The organism is Reyranella massiliensis 521 (assembly GCF_000312425.1).
GTDB lineage: Bacteria > Pseudomonadota > Alphaproteobacteria > Reyranellales > Reyranellaceae > Reyranella > Reyranella massiliensis.
The window spans coordinates 5502284-5515398 of record NZ_HE997181.1 but is presented as its reverse complement, the minus strand read 5'-3'; the positions used below and the strand labels follow the sequence as shown (position 1 = coordinate 5515398).

11 protein-coding genes are annotated in these 13115 nt (G+C 66.1%); 3 read left to right on the top strand and 8 right to left on the bottom strand.

The window, feature by feature from the left end; translation table 11 throughout:
• Positions 1 to 14: 14 nt before the first annotated feature.
• The 3 genes from BN60_RS26930 to BN60_RS26920 are packed head-to-tail and all read left to right on the top strand — an operon-like array spanning position 15 to position 3688.
• Positions 15 to 1295 carry an amidase gene (locus tag BN60_RS26930; RefSeq protein ID WP_020699299.1) on the top strand — a complete coding sequence of 427 codons (1281 nt, stop codon included), beginning with the start codon at positions 15 to 17 and terminating at the stop codon, positions 1293 to 1295.
• Positions 1292 to 2080 (top strand): aspartate dehydrogenase, encoded by a 789-nt coding sequence (locus tag BN60_RS26925; RefSeq protein ID WP_051150195.1) that lies wholly within the window; start codon positions 1292 to 1294, stop codon positions 2078 to 2080. The genes BN60_RS26930 and BN60_RS26925 overlap by 4 nt, the downstream gene beginning before the upstream one ends.
• A gap of 9 nt (positions 2081 to 2089) precedes the next feature.
• Positions 2090 to 3688 (top strand): GMC family oxidoreductase, encoded by a 1599-nt coding sequence (locus BN60_RS26920; protein WP_020699297.1) that lies wholly within the window; start codon positions 2090 to 2092, stop codon positions 3686 to 3688.
• Between the two features lie 6 nt (positions 3689 to 3694).
• Here the strand turns inward: BN60_RS26920 and BN60_RS26915 are convergent, their stop codons facing one another.
• The 8 genes from BN60_RS26915 to BN60_RS26880 all read right to left on the bottom strand — a co-directional run bounded on the left by BN60_RS26915 (position 3695) and on the right by BN60_RS26880 (position 13105).
• Positions 3695 to 4834 (bottom strand): mandelate racemase/muconate lactonizing enzyme family protein, encoded by a 1140-nt coding sequence (locus tag BN60_RS26915; protein ID WP_020699296.1) that lies wholly within the window; start codon positions 4832 to 4834, stop codon positions 3695 to 3697.
• 3 nt (positions 4835 to 4837) lie between these two features.
• Positions 4838 to 5977 carry a mandelate racemase/muconate lactonizing enzyme family protein gene (locus BN60_RS26910; protein ID WP_020699295.1) on the bottom strand — a complete coding sequence of 380 codons (1140 nt, stop codon included), beginning with the start codon at positions 5975 to 5977 and terminating at the stop codon, positions 4838 to 4840.
• Positions 5978 to 5998: 21 nt separating this feature from the next.
• Positions 5999 to 8044 carry a hydantoinase/oxoprolinase family protein gene (locus tag BN60_RS26905; protein WP_020699294.1) on the bottom strand — a complete coding sequence of 682 codons (2046 nt, stop codon included), beginning with the start codon at positions 8042 to 8044 and terminating at the stop codon, positions 5999 to 6001.
• Between the two features lie 2 nt (positions 8045 to 8046).
• On the bottom strand, positions 8047 to 8751 hold the full coding sequence (locus tag BN60_RS26900; protein WP_215905995.1) for an ABC transporter ATP-binding protein: 705 nt from the start codon (positions 8749 to 8751) through the stop codon (positions 8047 to 8049).
• On the bottom strand, positions 8748 to 9497 hold the full coding sequence (locus tag BN60_RS26895) for an ABC transporter ATP-binding protein (RefSeq protein WP_020699292.1): 750 nt from the start codon (positions 9495 to 9497) through the stop codon (positions 8748 to 8750). Before BN60_RS26895 ends, BN60_RS26900 begins: the two co-directional genes overlap by 4 nt.
• The gene (locus BN60_RS26890; RefSeq protein WP_020699291.1) at positions 9494 to 11371 is read right to left on the bottom strand and encodes an ABC transporter permease; all 1878 of its coding nucleotides are present in this window, start codon (positions 11369 to 11371) and stop codon (positions 9494 to 9496) included. Before BN60_RS26890 ends, BN60_RS26895 begins: the two co-directional genes overlap by 4 nt.
• Positions 11372 to 11408: 37 nt before the next feature.
• The gene (locus BN60_RS26885; RefSeq protein WP_020699290.1) at positions 11409 to 12629 is read right to left on the bottom strand and encodes an ABC transporter substrate-binding protein; all 1221 of its coding nucleotides are present in this window, start codon (positions 12627 to 12629) and stop codon (positions 11409 to 11411) included.
• 98 nt (positions 12630 to 12727) lie between these two features.
• A complete protein-coding gene (locus BN60_RS26880) occupies positions 12728 to 13105 on the bottom strand; it encodes a hypothetical protein (protein WP_020699289.1) in 378 nt (125 codons plus the stop codon).
• Positions 13106 to 13115: the final 10 nt, after the last annotated feature.

The following is a 13115-nucleotide window of genomic DNA, read 5'->3' as shown; positions in this document are numbered from 1 at the left end:
AGGGGGAAGAACGCATGGCGAAATCGCCAAACAGGCTCTCGGCCAGCGAAGCCGTACGGCGCATGGCCGAGAAGCGGCTCAAGGCGCGCGATCTGGTCGAGGCCTGCCTCGATCGCATCGAGGCCCGCGAGGGCCAGGTCCATGCCTGGGAAGCGCTCGATCCCGAAGGCGCCCGCAAGCGCGCCGACCAGTTGGACAAGCGCGCGCGGCCGGTCGGCCCGCTGCACGGTATTCCGCTGGCCGTGAAGGACATCATCTCCACCAAGACGATGCCCACCACCTGCGGCTCGCCGATCTATCGCGATCACGTCGTGGGCAAGGATGCCGCCTGCGTCAGCCGGCTCACCGCGGCCGGCGCCATCGTGCTCGGCAAGTCGGTGACCACCGAGTTCGCGGGCGGTCACGCCGGCAAGACCCACAATCCGCACAATCTCCGCCACACGCCGGCCGGCTCCTCCTCCGGCTCGGCCGCCGCCGTCGCCGACTTCATGGCGCCGGTGGGCTATGGCACGCAGACCGCGGGCTCCGTGATCCGCCCCGGCGCCTTCAACGGCGTCGTCGCCTACAAAGGCACCTACGGGTGGGCCGATATGACCGGCGTGAAGACTTATGCCAAGAGCCTCGACACGCTGGGTTTCTTCACCCGCGAGGCGAACGACCTGGCACTGATCCGCGCCGCCTACGGCCATGCACCCGCCGATCCGCCGGCGAGAGGCCAGGCACCGCGCATCGGTCTGGTGCGCACGCCCTGGTGGGACGAAGCCGATCCCTACAACAGGAAGAACATCGAGGAAGCAGCCCGCGCGCTGCGTGCCGCCGGCGCCAAAGTGCGCGAATGGCGGGCGCCGGAGAACTGGACAAGCCTCGTGCCGGCGCAGAGCCGCATCATGACCAAGGAGGCGACGCAATCCTACGCCAAGGAACGCGCCCGCTTCTCACACCTCTTCTCGCCCATCATGAAAGGCGTGATGGTCGACGGCGACGCCGTAACCCGGCGACAGTATGCCGATGCCAAGAAGCGCAAACGCATCGCCGTGGGTCAGCTCGACGATGCCTGGGAAAAGTTCGACCTGCTGCTGACGCCCGCGGCCAAGGGCGAAGCGCCGGCAGGCCTCGGCAGTACCGGCGATCCGCTCTTCAATCGTTTCTGGACCTTGCTCGGCACTCCGTGCATCGCCATGCCCTTCAATACAGGACCGTTCGGCCTGCCGCTGTCGGTGCAGCTCGTCGGCAAGCATGGCAGCGACGACCAGCTGGTCGCCTGGGCACGCTGGATCGAAACCCAGCTCTCATGACGGTCCAACTAGGCATGATCGGCTATGGCGCCATCGGCAAGCATGTCGAGGCGGCATTGAAGGCCGGCAATATCGAGAACCTGAATCTCGTGGCGGCGCTGGTGAAGCGGCCGCGTAACCAGGGCCTGCTTACTCACGAGCCCGACCGTTTCTTCGCCAATAAGTTCGACGCCGTCGCCGAATGCGCCGGACACGAGGCGGTACGCACCTATGGCCAAAGAGTTTTGGAAAGCGGCGCGGATTTCCTGGTGACGTCCGTCGGGGCTTTCACCGACACGGCCCTGTTCGAACGCCTGCTGGCCGCCGCAAAGGCAAGCGGTCGCAAGCTCATCCTGCCCTCGGGCGGCATCGGCGCCCTCGACATCCTGAGCAGCGCCGCGGTCGGCGGGCTCGACAGCGTTACCGTCACGGTGCGCAAGGACCCGTCGGCCTGGAAAGGCACTGTCGCGGAGACCCTGGTGGACCTAGACGGACTGAAGGCGCCGCACACTGTGTTCGACGGTCCGGTGCGCGAAGGGGCGCGCCTCTATCCGCAGAACGTCAATATCTCGGCGGCAGCTGCCATCGCCGGAATCGGCCTGGACAGGACGCGGGTCGTGATCGTGGCCGATCCGACGATCACCACGCACATCGTCGAACTTGAAGCCAGGGGCGCCTTCGGCCGCTTCACCTTCATGGAGGACGTGACGGTCAGCGAGGAGAACCGCAAGACCGGCAAGCTGGTCGCCATGGCGATGGTGAAGTCGGTGCGCCAGCTCGCTTCGACTTTGGTGGTGGCAGCCTAGGAGGCGACCATGGAAGAGTTCGACTATGTGATCGTCGGCGCCGGCGCGGCGGGCTGCGTGCTGGCCAATCGGCTTTCGGCCTCGGGCAGGAACAACGTCGCGGTGATCGAGGCCGGTGGCAACGACAACCACATCTGGATCAAAGTCCCGGCCGGCTTCAACAAGACGGTCTACAACGACAAGCTCAATTGGGGTTACGAGACCGCGCCCGGCCCGCACATCGACGGCCGCAAGATAAGGTTTCCGCGCGGCAAGGTTTTGGGCGGTTCGGGCTCGATCAACGGCCATCTCTATGTGCGCGGCCAGGCCGCCGACTACGACACCTGGGCGCAGCTCGGCTGCCGCGGCTGGTCGTGGACCGACGTGCTCCCCTATTTCAAGCGTGCCGAATCGCGCGTGGGTGGCAGCGACGAGGTGCGCGGGCGCGATGGACCGCTGGTCATCGAGGACCAGCGCGATCCGCATGTCCTGTCGAATGCCTTCATGGCCGCCAACGAGACCCTCGGCCTCAAGCGCACGCCCGACTACAACAGCGGCGATCAGGAAGGCACGCTTCTCTACCAGAACATGATGCGGAACGGCCTGCGCTGGAGTCCGGTCGACGCCTATCTCAAGCCGGCGATGAAACGTCCGAACGTCCAGGTCATCACCCACGCGCTGGTCGAGCGGGTGGACCTCGACGGGAAGCGGGCCACGGGCATCACCTATCGCCAGCATGGACAGACGAAGCAGGTCCGCGCCCGGCGCGATGTCATCTTGGCCGGCGGCGCGATCAACACGCCGCAACTCCTGCAGCTCTCGGGTATCGGCAATCCCGACGACCTAGCCGCCATCGGCGTGGCGGTGAAACACGCCCTGCCCGGCGTCGGCCGCAACTTCCGCGACCACTACGCGGTCCGGGTCTCGGCGCTGGTGAAGGGGGCGGGCTCCCTCAACGAACGCAGCCGTGGCCTCAGGCTCGTGGGCGAAGTCCTGCGCTATGCTGCCACCCGCAAGGGCCTGCTGACCACGGCACCGAGCCATGCCGGCGGCTACTTCAGGACGCGGCCGGGGCTCGAAACGCCCGACATGCAGCTCTACTTCGCGCCGGCAAGCTATGGCGGCGGCCGCTACGGCACCACCGTGCTCGATACGGTGCCCGGGATGACCCTGGGCGCGGCGCAGCTGCGCCCCGAAAGCACCGGCCATGTGAGAGCGCTCACCGCCGACCCGACGGCCAAGCCGGAGATCCAGCCGAACTACCTCGCCGATCAGATCGACCGCGATGCGCTGCTCGCGGCGATGAAGTACTTGCGCAAGCTTCTGGCGACGCCGCCGCTCGCCGACTATGTGATCCGCGAGAACTTTCCCGGCCCCGACGTGCAGACCGACGAGCAATGGCTGGCGCACGCCCGCGCCACCGGCTCGACGACCTATCACCCGGTGGGCTCGGCCAAGATCGGGACCGACCCGATGGCCGTCGTCGATCCCGCGTCGATGCGCGTCGTCGGAATGCAGGGCCTGCGCGTGGCCGACGCCTCGTGCATGCCGACGATGGTTTCAGGCAATACCTACGCCGCGACCAACATGATCGCGGAGAAGGCGTCGGACCTTATTCCCGAGACGTAGCCGGCCTCAGACGTAACCCGGCCCTTCGATCACCGGGTTGGCGATCAGGAACTTCTCGTCGATTTCGACGCCGATACCGGGCTTGTCGAGCGGGCGTACGCAACCGTCGGCGCCGATCTTCCAGGGCTCGCTGCCCAACTCGTCGCGGAACTTGTTGGCCACTGAAAGATCGGCCTCGAAGTAGCCGCCATTGTCGATAGACGCCAGGAAGTGGATCGACACGGCATGGTTCAGGCCGGTCATCGAGCTGTGCGGATGGATCGGCAGCTTCCACATGGAGGCCGCCGCCGCGATGCGCTGCACCTCGGTCACGCCGCCGCTCTTGGAGAGGTCGGGCTGCAGGACGGTGATGTTGCCGTCCTCGATCAGCCGATGGAACTCGAAGCGGGTGTAGTGGTTCTCGCCGGCCGCCAGCGGCGTGCGGCCCCAGCTTTTGGCCATGGCGTAGGAGCGATGGTCGTGCGCCGGGAACGGCTCCTCCAGCCAGGCGATGCCGAGTTCATCCATCGCCGGCATCACGCGGCGCACGTCTTCCGGCGCGTAGCCGGTGTTGGCGTCGGTCAGCAGCACGATGTCGTCGCCGAAGCGGCGGCGCACCGCGGTCATGCGGGCGATATCGGCTTTCACCGTGTCGCCGACACGCAGCTTCAGGGCCTTGTAGCCCGCTTCGACCATGGGCGCGGCTTCGTCAGCCAGCGCCTCCGGCGCCTGATAGCCCAGCGCGATGCCGCCGGCATAGGCCTTCACCGGCCGGTTGCTGCCGCCCAGCAGCTTGTAGAGCGGCCAGCCTACGGCCTTGCCTTTGATGTCCCACAGCGCCTGGTCGAGGCCGCTCATCGCCATCGAGGTGGCCGCGCCCATACCATGGCTGCCGAGCTGGAACTTGTAGATCTTGGCCCATATGCCGACCGTATCCGTGGCATCCATGCCCACCACGAAGCCCTTGAGCGTCGTGTTGATCAGATGGCCGATGCTGCCCGGCGAGCGCGCATGATGGCTCTCGCCCCAACCGACGATGCCATCCTCGGTCGTCACCTTCACCATCACGCAATCGCGCTTGGTCATGGTACCGATACCCAGCGACACCTGCCGCTCGGGAGGGACACGGAAGCTGGTCGGATAGGCTTTTACATCGACGATCTTCATGGCTCAGGCCACCTTGTATTTCTTCAGGACCTCGCGATCGATCTCGATGCCGAGGCCGGGGCCGGTCGGCACCTGGACGATGCCCTTCTTCTGCTCGATCGGCTCCTTTGCCAGATGATCGCGCAATGGATTTGGCGTCTGCTCGAATTCGAGCATCGGCGGCATTGGCCGGAACGCCGGCGGCTGGTCCGGCAAAGCGGCCAGGAACTGCACCGTCGCAGCAAGCCCAATGGCCGAGCCCCAGGCATGCGGCACGCATTCGACGCCGAAAGCCGATGCCAGGGTCGCGATCTTGCGGCACTCCGAGAAGCCACCGGCCGCGCACAGGTCGGGCTGCACTATGTCCATTGCCTTCTTCGCGATAACGTCGCGGAAGCCCCAGCGCGTGAAATCGTTCTCGCCACCGGCGACGGCCATGTCGAGGGCGCGCGTGACTTCGATGTAGCCGTCGTGATCCTCTGGGCTGATCGGCTCCTCGAACCAGAGAATGTCGTGCTCCTCCAGCATGCGGCCGAGCTTGATGGCGTTGGGCACCGAGAAGCAGTGATTGGCATCGACCGCGAGCTTCACGTCCGGCCCAATCGCTTCGCGCACTGCGGCGACACGCTTGGCGTCGAGCTTGAGGTCGCCCAGGCCGATCTTCATCTTGATGGCGCGGAAGCCGTCGTTCTTGAACTCCAGGGCCTCCTCGACCGCCTCTTCGATCAGCCGATTCATGTCGATGAAATAGAGGCCGGTCGCGTAAGGAACGACCTCGCTGCGATAGGCGCCGCCGATCAGCTTGTGCACCGGCTTGCCCACAGCGCGGCCCATGATGTCCCACAGCGCGATGTCGATGCCCGAGATGGCCGAGATCGCCATGCCGGTCGTGCCGTAATCCTTGATCCTGTTGTAGAGGTCTTCCCAGATCGCCTCGACGTCGAACGGGTCCTTGCCGATCACGCGCGCCTTGAACTGCGTCTCGATGAACGTCTTGGCGACGGCCGACGGACCATAGCATTCGCCCCAGCCGGTGATGCCTTCGTCGGTCGAGATCTCGACGACGCACGAGGCGCGCGTGCCATAGACCCAGCCGCGCGCCGATACGAACGGCTTCTCGACCTTGCACTGCAGGATATGGCAGGCGACGTCTGTCACCTTCATCGGCGTCCTCCAAGTTTTTCGTTAGCCGACTGTTATCAGCAAATTGCCGAGCTTGTCCTGACGGACCTTGTCGCCGGGCTCGACGACGGTCGTGCAATCGAGCTGTTCGAGGATCGCCGGTCCCTCGAAGACTGCATCGAGCGGCAGTTTCTCGCGCGCATAGACCGGCGTTTCGCGCCAGCCGTCGTTGAACCAGACGCGCCGCTCGCCGGCCTGCGCTGCCTTCAATGTCGGCGCGCGTTCCGTGGCCGCGAGCGCGCCGAGCGAAATCTCAGGCCGCACGCCGATCACGGCGGTGTGCAGGTTCACAAGCACCGGCGGGATTTCCGCCAGCTCGATGCCGAAGCGGCGGAAGTAGGCCGCGGCAAAAGCCTTGTGCAGGCCGGCAACGCCGATGTCCGCGCTTTCCACCCCAACGGACAGAATGTGGCTCTGTCCCTGGAACTGCATGTCGGCGGCCAGCACGCGGCGCAGCTCGCGCACCGGCACGCCCTCGCGTGCAATGGTGGCCTCGCCCTCGGCCGCCTGCTCGGCGTAGATGCGCGCGACCGTCGCATCGTCGACGGCAGACAGCGGCTTGTTCACCGTGCGCACATAGTCGTGGCGCAGGTCGGCCACGACACAGCCCAGCGCGTTGGTGATGCCGGGCCGCGCCGGCACCAGCACGGTCGGGATGGCAAGCTCGCGCGCAAGCGCCGTGGCGTGCAACGGGCCGGCCCCGCCGAAGGCGAAGAGGGCGAAGTCGCGAGGATCGTGGCCGCGCGACAGCGATACCAGCCGGATGGCGCCGGCCATGCGATCGTTGGCGATGCGCAGAATTGCGGCGGCCGCCGCCCCGGCGTCGAGCCCCAGCCGCGAACCCACCTTCTCCAAGACGAGGTCGCGCACACGATCCAGCGTCACCTTGTTGTCGACGCCCAGCAGCCGGTCGGGATTGAGCCGGCCCAGGATCAGGTTGGCATCGGTGATCGTGGGTTCGGCCCCGCCCCGGCCGTAGCAGATCGGGCCGGGCCGGGCGCCCGCGCTCTCGGGGCCGACCCGCAGCATGCCCGCCGCATCGACCGATGCAATCGAGCCGCCGCCGGCTCCGATCGTATGGACATCGACCATCGGCACATGGATCGGCAGGGCATATTCCAGCTCCAGCTCGCCCGAAACCTGCGGTACGGCATTCTCGATCAGGCCGACATCGGTCGAGGTGCCGCCCATGTCGTAGGTGATCAGGTTGGGATGGCCCGACGCGCGCCCCGTGTAAGCCGCCGCCATCACGCCCGAGGCCGGACCCGACATCACCGTATTCACGGCGGCCTCGGCGATGAGCTGCGAGGAAATCGTGCCGCCATTGCCCTGCATCACCAGCAGGTCGCGGTCGAAGCCTTTGGCCTCAAGCTCCTTGCGCAGACGCGAGAGGTAGCGGTCGAGCACCGGCTGCACCGAGGCATTGACCGCAGCCGTCACGCCACGTTCGTACTCGCGATACTCCGACAGGATGACGTGGCCTGCGGTGACATAGGCGTTGGGCCAGAGCCCGCGCACGATCTCCGCCGCGCGCCGTTCGTGCGCCGGGTTGATGTAGCTGTGCAGGAAATGGATGACGACGGCCTCGCAGCCTTGGGCCAGCAGCTTGGTTGCCGCCTCGGCGACGGCAACCTCGTCGAGCGGCGTCAGCACCTTGCCGTCGGCGTCCATGCGTTCCGGCACTTCGAGGCGCACCTCGCGGTCGATCATCGGCCGGAACGTGCCGCGCAGACCGTAGGGCTGGGGCCGCGTGCGACGCCCCAGCTCGAGCACGTCGCGAAAGCCCCTGGTCGTGATCAGCCCGACCTTGGCGATCTTGCGCTCCAGCAGCGCATTGGTCGTCGTGGTCGTGCCGTGCACCACGGCCTGCAGCACGGTGGGGTCGAGACTCGCCGAAGCAAGCGCTGCCATGAACCCGACGGCCTGGTTGTCGACCGTGGTCGGCACCTTGGCCAGCTTCACCTCGCGGGTCTCCGGGTCGATGGCCAGCAGGTCGGTGAAGGTGCCGCCGACATCGATGCCGACGGTGAAACTGCTCTTGGGGGACATGCTCAAACCGATAGGTACTGTTCACGCAACGAGGCGTCGGCTGTCAGCTCGGCCATCGAGCCGCCGAAGCGGATCTGGCCCTTCTCGATGATATAGGCACGGTCCGCGACGGCCTGCGAGAAATGCAGGTTCTGTTCGCTGAGCAGCACGCAAAGCCCCTCGCCCTTCAGCGCCCGGATGGAATTGGCCATCTGCTCCACGATGATCGGCGCCAGCCCTTCCGAGGGCTCATCGAGGAGCACGCATCGCGGATTGCCCATCAGGGTGCGGGCGATGGTGAGCATCTGCTGCTCGCCGCCCGACATGCGTCCACCCGGTCGCTCGCCCATGCCGGCCAGATTGGGGAAGAGCGCGAAGAGCTTGTCCTCGGTCCAGGTCGGCGCACCGTCGCGCGCCGGCTGGCGTCCGACTTCAAGGTTCTCTACCACCGTCAGCTCGGTGAAGATGCGCCGTTCCTCCGGCACGTAGCCCAGCCCAAGGCGCGCGATGCGATAGGGCGGCAGACGATCGATGCGCTGGCCGGCAAAGGCCACCTCGCCATGGGCAGGTGGCACCAGCCCCATGATCGCTTTCATGGCCGTGGACTTGCCGGCGCCGTTGCGGCCCAGCAACGCCACGACCTCGCCCGCGCGCGCCTCCAGGGAAACGCCGTGCAGGATATGCGCGCGGCCGTAGAAGGCGTGCAGATCCCGGACTTCGAGCATCAGTGGACGCTCCCGAGATAGACGGCGCGCACATCGGGATTGTTGCGCACCTCTTCGGGCGTGCCGCCGGCGATGAGCTGGCCGCGGTCGAGCACGATGATGCGGTCGGCCTGGGAGAAGACGACGTCCATATCGTGCTCGGTGAACAGCACGGCGATATTGCGCACCCGCGCCACCTGCGCGGTCAGCTCCATCAGCGCCACGCGTTCCTTGGGTGCCATGCCGGCCGTCGGTTCATCCATCAGGAGAAGCCGGGGCTGGTTGGCGAGCGCGATGGCCAGCTCAACCCTCTTCAGATCGCCATAGGCCAGCACACCGCAAACACGGTCGGCCTGGTCGAGCATGCCGACCTGCTGCAGCAAGGCATCGGCTTCGGGCCGGAACGCCGCACCGAAACGCTGCAGCAGGGAGCGCAGGCGGCCCGCGTGGGAATAGAGCGCCATCTGCACGTTCTCGCGCACCGACAGCGACGCGAAGGTCGCCGTAATCTGGAAGGTGCGGCCCACACCCAGCCGCCAGATGGCGCGCGGTCGCAAGCCCACGATATCGCGGCCATCGAGCCGGACGACCCCGGCGTCAGGGGCAAGCTGGCCGTTCAGCATGTTGAAGCAGGTGCTCTTGCCCGCGCCATTGGGCCCGATCAGGGCCAGCATCTCGCCGGCAGCGACGGCAAAGGAAACATCGGCCACGGCCTGCACGCCGCCGAACGCCTTGTGCAGTCCTTCGACCAGAAGAACGGCGTTGTTCATGCGTGCCGCTCCCGCCACCGCATCGCCAACGCCTTGAGGCCGCCGACCAGCCCCTGCGGGAACAGCAGCACGATCAGCAGGATCACGAGGCCGATGACGGCCCGCCAGAACTCGGTGTTACGCGCCACGACGTCGCGCAACCAAGTGAAGATCGCAGCACCAACGACCGGGCCGGTCAGGGTTTCGACACCGCCCAGTAACACCATGACCAATCCATCGGTCGATTGAGCAATCGAAATGGTCGACGGCGAGATGCTGCCCTTGGAGAAGGCGTAGACAGCGCCGGCGAGCCCTGCCAACGCGCCCACGAGCACGAAGGCCGCCCACTGGAAGCGACGCAGGTCGATGCCAATGGCCTCGGCGCGCAACGGCGAATCGCGGCCGGCGCGCAGTGCGTAGCCGAAGGGCGAGAACATCACGCGCCAGAGAAACGCAATGCCTGCGCCGCACAAAGCCAGGGCGAGGTAGTAGTAGACCGTTTTGTCGGCGAGCCACGAAGACGGCCAGACGCCGAACACGCCGTTGCTGCCGCCCGTGACCGAATCCCACTGGAACACGATCGACCAGCTGATCTGCGCGAAGGCGAGCGTCAGCATCGCGAGATAGACGCCCGAGAGACGCACGCAGAACCAGCCATAGACGATGGCGAAGGCGCCGGCGATCAGCGGCGCGATCAGCAACGCCGCTTCCATCGGCAGGCCGACGCGCTTCAGCAACAGGCCGGCCGCATAGGCCCCGATGCCGAAGTAGGCCGCATGGCCGAACGAGACCATGCCCGCCGGCCCCATGATGAAGTGCAGCGAGACCGAGAACAGGGCGAAGCAGACGATGTCGGTCAGCAGGATCGCCGCGTAACGGTCCGTGACCCACGGGACAATAATGAGCAACGCTAGCCAGACCAGCGCAAAGGTCCATGAGGGCACGGTGAATGGCGGTGCCGGTTCGGCCGCGACTCGCTGCGCGGCCTGGGGCTTGCCCAGCAAGCCATAGGGCCGCACGACCAGCACCAGCGCCATGATCAGGAACTCGACCACGAGAGTGAGCTTGGAGAAGGAAATCTCGACGCCAAACCAGGTAACGCTGCCGATGCCGATGCAGAAGGCCTTGGCGACCCCGATGATCACCGCCGCCAGAAAGGCCCCGCCAATACTGCCCAACCCGCCCACGACGGTGACCACAAAGGCGTCGGCGATGACGGCAAGATCGAGTTCGAGGTTGGCGGGCTCGCGCGGGATCTGGAGTGCGCCACCCAGCCCCGCCAACACGGCGCCGACGAAGAAGACGGACGTGAAGAGCTTGGCCTGGTCGACGCCCAGCGCGCCGACCATCTCGCGGTCCTGCGTGGCGGCGCGCACCAGTGCCCCCCAGCGGGTGCGGGTCAGCAACAGCCAGATGGCTGCCAGGACCAGCGGGCCGATGACGATCAGCAGCAGATCGTAGGCCGGCACGCGCTTGCCTAGAATCTCGACAGCCGTCGACAGACCAGGCGCACGCGGTCCCACCAGGTCTTCCGCACCCCAGGTGAAAAGCGCGATATCCTTGATGATCAGGACGATGGCAAAGGTCGCCAGAAGCTGGAACAGCTCGGGCGCGCGATAGATACGCCGCAGCACCGCGAGCTCGATCAGCACGCCGACCAGCCCGACCGCGAGCGCCGCCAGCACGACGGCACTCCAGAACCCGAGCGGTGTGCGGCCGAACAGCTCGATCAGCGAATAGGCGCCGTAGAGCCCCAGCATGTAGAGCGAACCGTGCGCAAAGTTCACGATTCGCGTGACGCCGAAGATCAGCGACAGGCCGGCCGACACCAGGAACAGCGACGAGGCGGCGGCCAGTCCGTTCAGGAGCTGGATGAGGATCGAAGATAGAGTCACGAACTAAACTGTCGGGACGACGGTGGCAGAACCACCATCAGTTCTTCGGCCTCATCTTCTGGACATCGGCATCGCTCGGCAGGGCATCCTTGCCGTCGACGAAGCGCCAGTCCTTCATGACTCCCTTGCCGTCCTTGACGCCGATGCGGCCGACATAGGCGCCCATGGTCGACTGATGATCGATCGGGCGATACTGGATCATCCCGAACGGTGTCATCAGGGTGAGGCCGCTCATCGCCGCCACCAGCTTCGCCTGATCGAGCGAGCCCGCCTTCTTGATTGCTTCGGCGGCCGACATCACGGTCGCGTAGCCCACCACGGAGCCCAGCCGCGGATAGTCCTTGAACTTCGCCTGATAGGCGTTGAGGAACTTGGTGTGCTCCGGCGTCTTGATCTCGCTCCACGGATAGCCCGTCACGTACCAGCCTTCCGGCGCCTCTTCCTTCAGCGGATCGAGATATTCCGGCTCGCCGGCCAGGAGGTTGAACACCTCGACGCCCTTGAAGAGGCCGCGCTGCTGGCCTTCGCGCACGAACTTGGCGAGGTCCGGCCCGAACAACGAAGAGAAGATCGCGTCCGGCTTGGCGTCGGCCAACGCCTGCGCCACGGCGCCCGCGTCGATCTTGCCAAGCGGCGGCGCCTGTTCGATCACGAATTCGACGTCGGGCTGCTTCTCCTTGAGCAGCTTCTTGAACGCCGCCGTCGCCGACTGGCCGTACTCGTAGTTGGGATAGACGATCGCCCAGCGCTTCTTCTTGAGCTTGGCGGCGTCGGGAATGAGCATCGCCGTCTGCATATAGGTCGAGGTTCGCAGGCGGTACGTGTAGGCGTTGCCCGAATCCCAGACGATCTTGTCGGTGAGCGGCTCCGCAGCGATGAACAGCACCTTGCGCTGCTTGGCGAAATCGGCGACGGCCAGGCCGACGTTCGACGGGAAGGTGCCGATCAGGAACGCCGCGCCCTCGCGGCTCAGCAGCTCCTCGGCGACGCGCACGGCATCGCCGGGATTGCCGTTGTCGTCGCGGCTCACGACCTCGATCTTGCGACCGAGCACGCCGCCCGCGGCATTGACCTCTTCAACGGCCAGTTCGATTCCCTTCTTGTAGGGTTCGAGGAAGGCCGGAAAAACCTTGTAGCTGTTCATTTCACCGATCTTGATCGGCGCCTGGGCAGCGGCCGGGCCTGCCAGTCCCAGGGCGGCCAGCGACGCCGCGACGAACGCAGCGGTGCCGGCGAGCAGACGATTGCGGGTCAGCATGAAGTCCCCCTTCGCGGAATGATGAAACTCACTCTCCCTGGACCGAACCTACCGAGCCCGGCCCACACCTCACAAGCACACAACAGACCAGCCGGGCATCAATCGGCGAAACTCGATCGCGCCTGGATGCCCCAATGCCCCTCCTGGAGGGTCACGATATAGATCGTCTCGAAAGTGCCGATCAGCGACTCGTCCTTGCGCCAGCGGCTGAACTTCACCTTGAGGTGCACCTTGTTCTTGCCGGCGTGGATCGGCGTCCGCTCGTCCCAGGTGCTGTGATGCCAGCCGTCGCCGGCGCGCGCGATGAAATCGCCGAGCTTGTAGTCGCCATGGTGCGGCCAGACGACGACCTTGCCACCCGCCAGCCGCACATGCGGGAAATTGCAGGCCGCGTTGACGCCGGGCTCGTCGCCGCGATTGAGCGCGGCCAGATAATCGTCGAGGGCACCCATCGCCGCCGCCAAAGGATCGCTCATCGCCGCCCTC

What these genes read in the sequence shown, in the direction of transcription:
- BN60_RS26880 (WP_020699289.1), bottom strand. Translation starts at nt 13,105, where the DNA reads ATGAGCGATCCTTTGGCGGCGGCGATGGGTGCCCTCGACGATTATCTG.
- BN60_RS26915 (WP_020699296.1), bottom strand. Translation starts at nt 4,834, where the DNA reads ATGAAGATCGTCGATGTAAAAGCCTATCCGACCAGCTTCCGTGTCCCT.
- BN60_RS26885 (WP_020699290.1), bottom strand. Translation starts at nt 12,629, where the DNA reads ATGCTGACCCGCAATCGTCTGCTCGCCGGCACCGCTGCGTTCGTCGCG.
- BN60_RS26920 (WP_020699297.1), top strand. Translation starts at nt 2,090, where the DNA reads ATGGAAGAGTTCGACTATGTGATCGTCGGCGCCGGCGCGGCGGGCTGC.
- BN60_RS26930 (WP_020699299.1), top strand. Translation starts at nt 15, where the DNA reads ATGGCGAAATCGCCAAACAGGCTCTCGGCCAGCGAAGCCGTACGGCGC.
- BN60_RS26910 (WP_020699295.1), bottom strand. Translation starts at nt 5,977, where the DNA reads ATGAAGGTGACAGACGTCGCCTGCCATATCCTGCAGTGCAAGGTCGAG.
- BN60_RS26925 (WP_051150195.1), top strand. Translation starts at nt 1,292, where the DNA reads ATGACGGTCCAACTAGGCATGATCGGCTATGGCGCCATCGGCAAGCAT.
- BN60_RS26895 (WP_020699292.1), bottom strand. Translation starts at nt 9,497, where the DNA reads ATGAACAACGCCGTTCTTCTGGTCGAAGGACTGCACAAGGCGTTCGGC.
- BN60_RS26905 (WP_020699294.1), bottom strand. Translation starts at nt 8,044, where the DNA reads ATGTCCCCCAAGAGCAGTTTCACCGTCGGCATCGATGTCGGCGGCACC.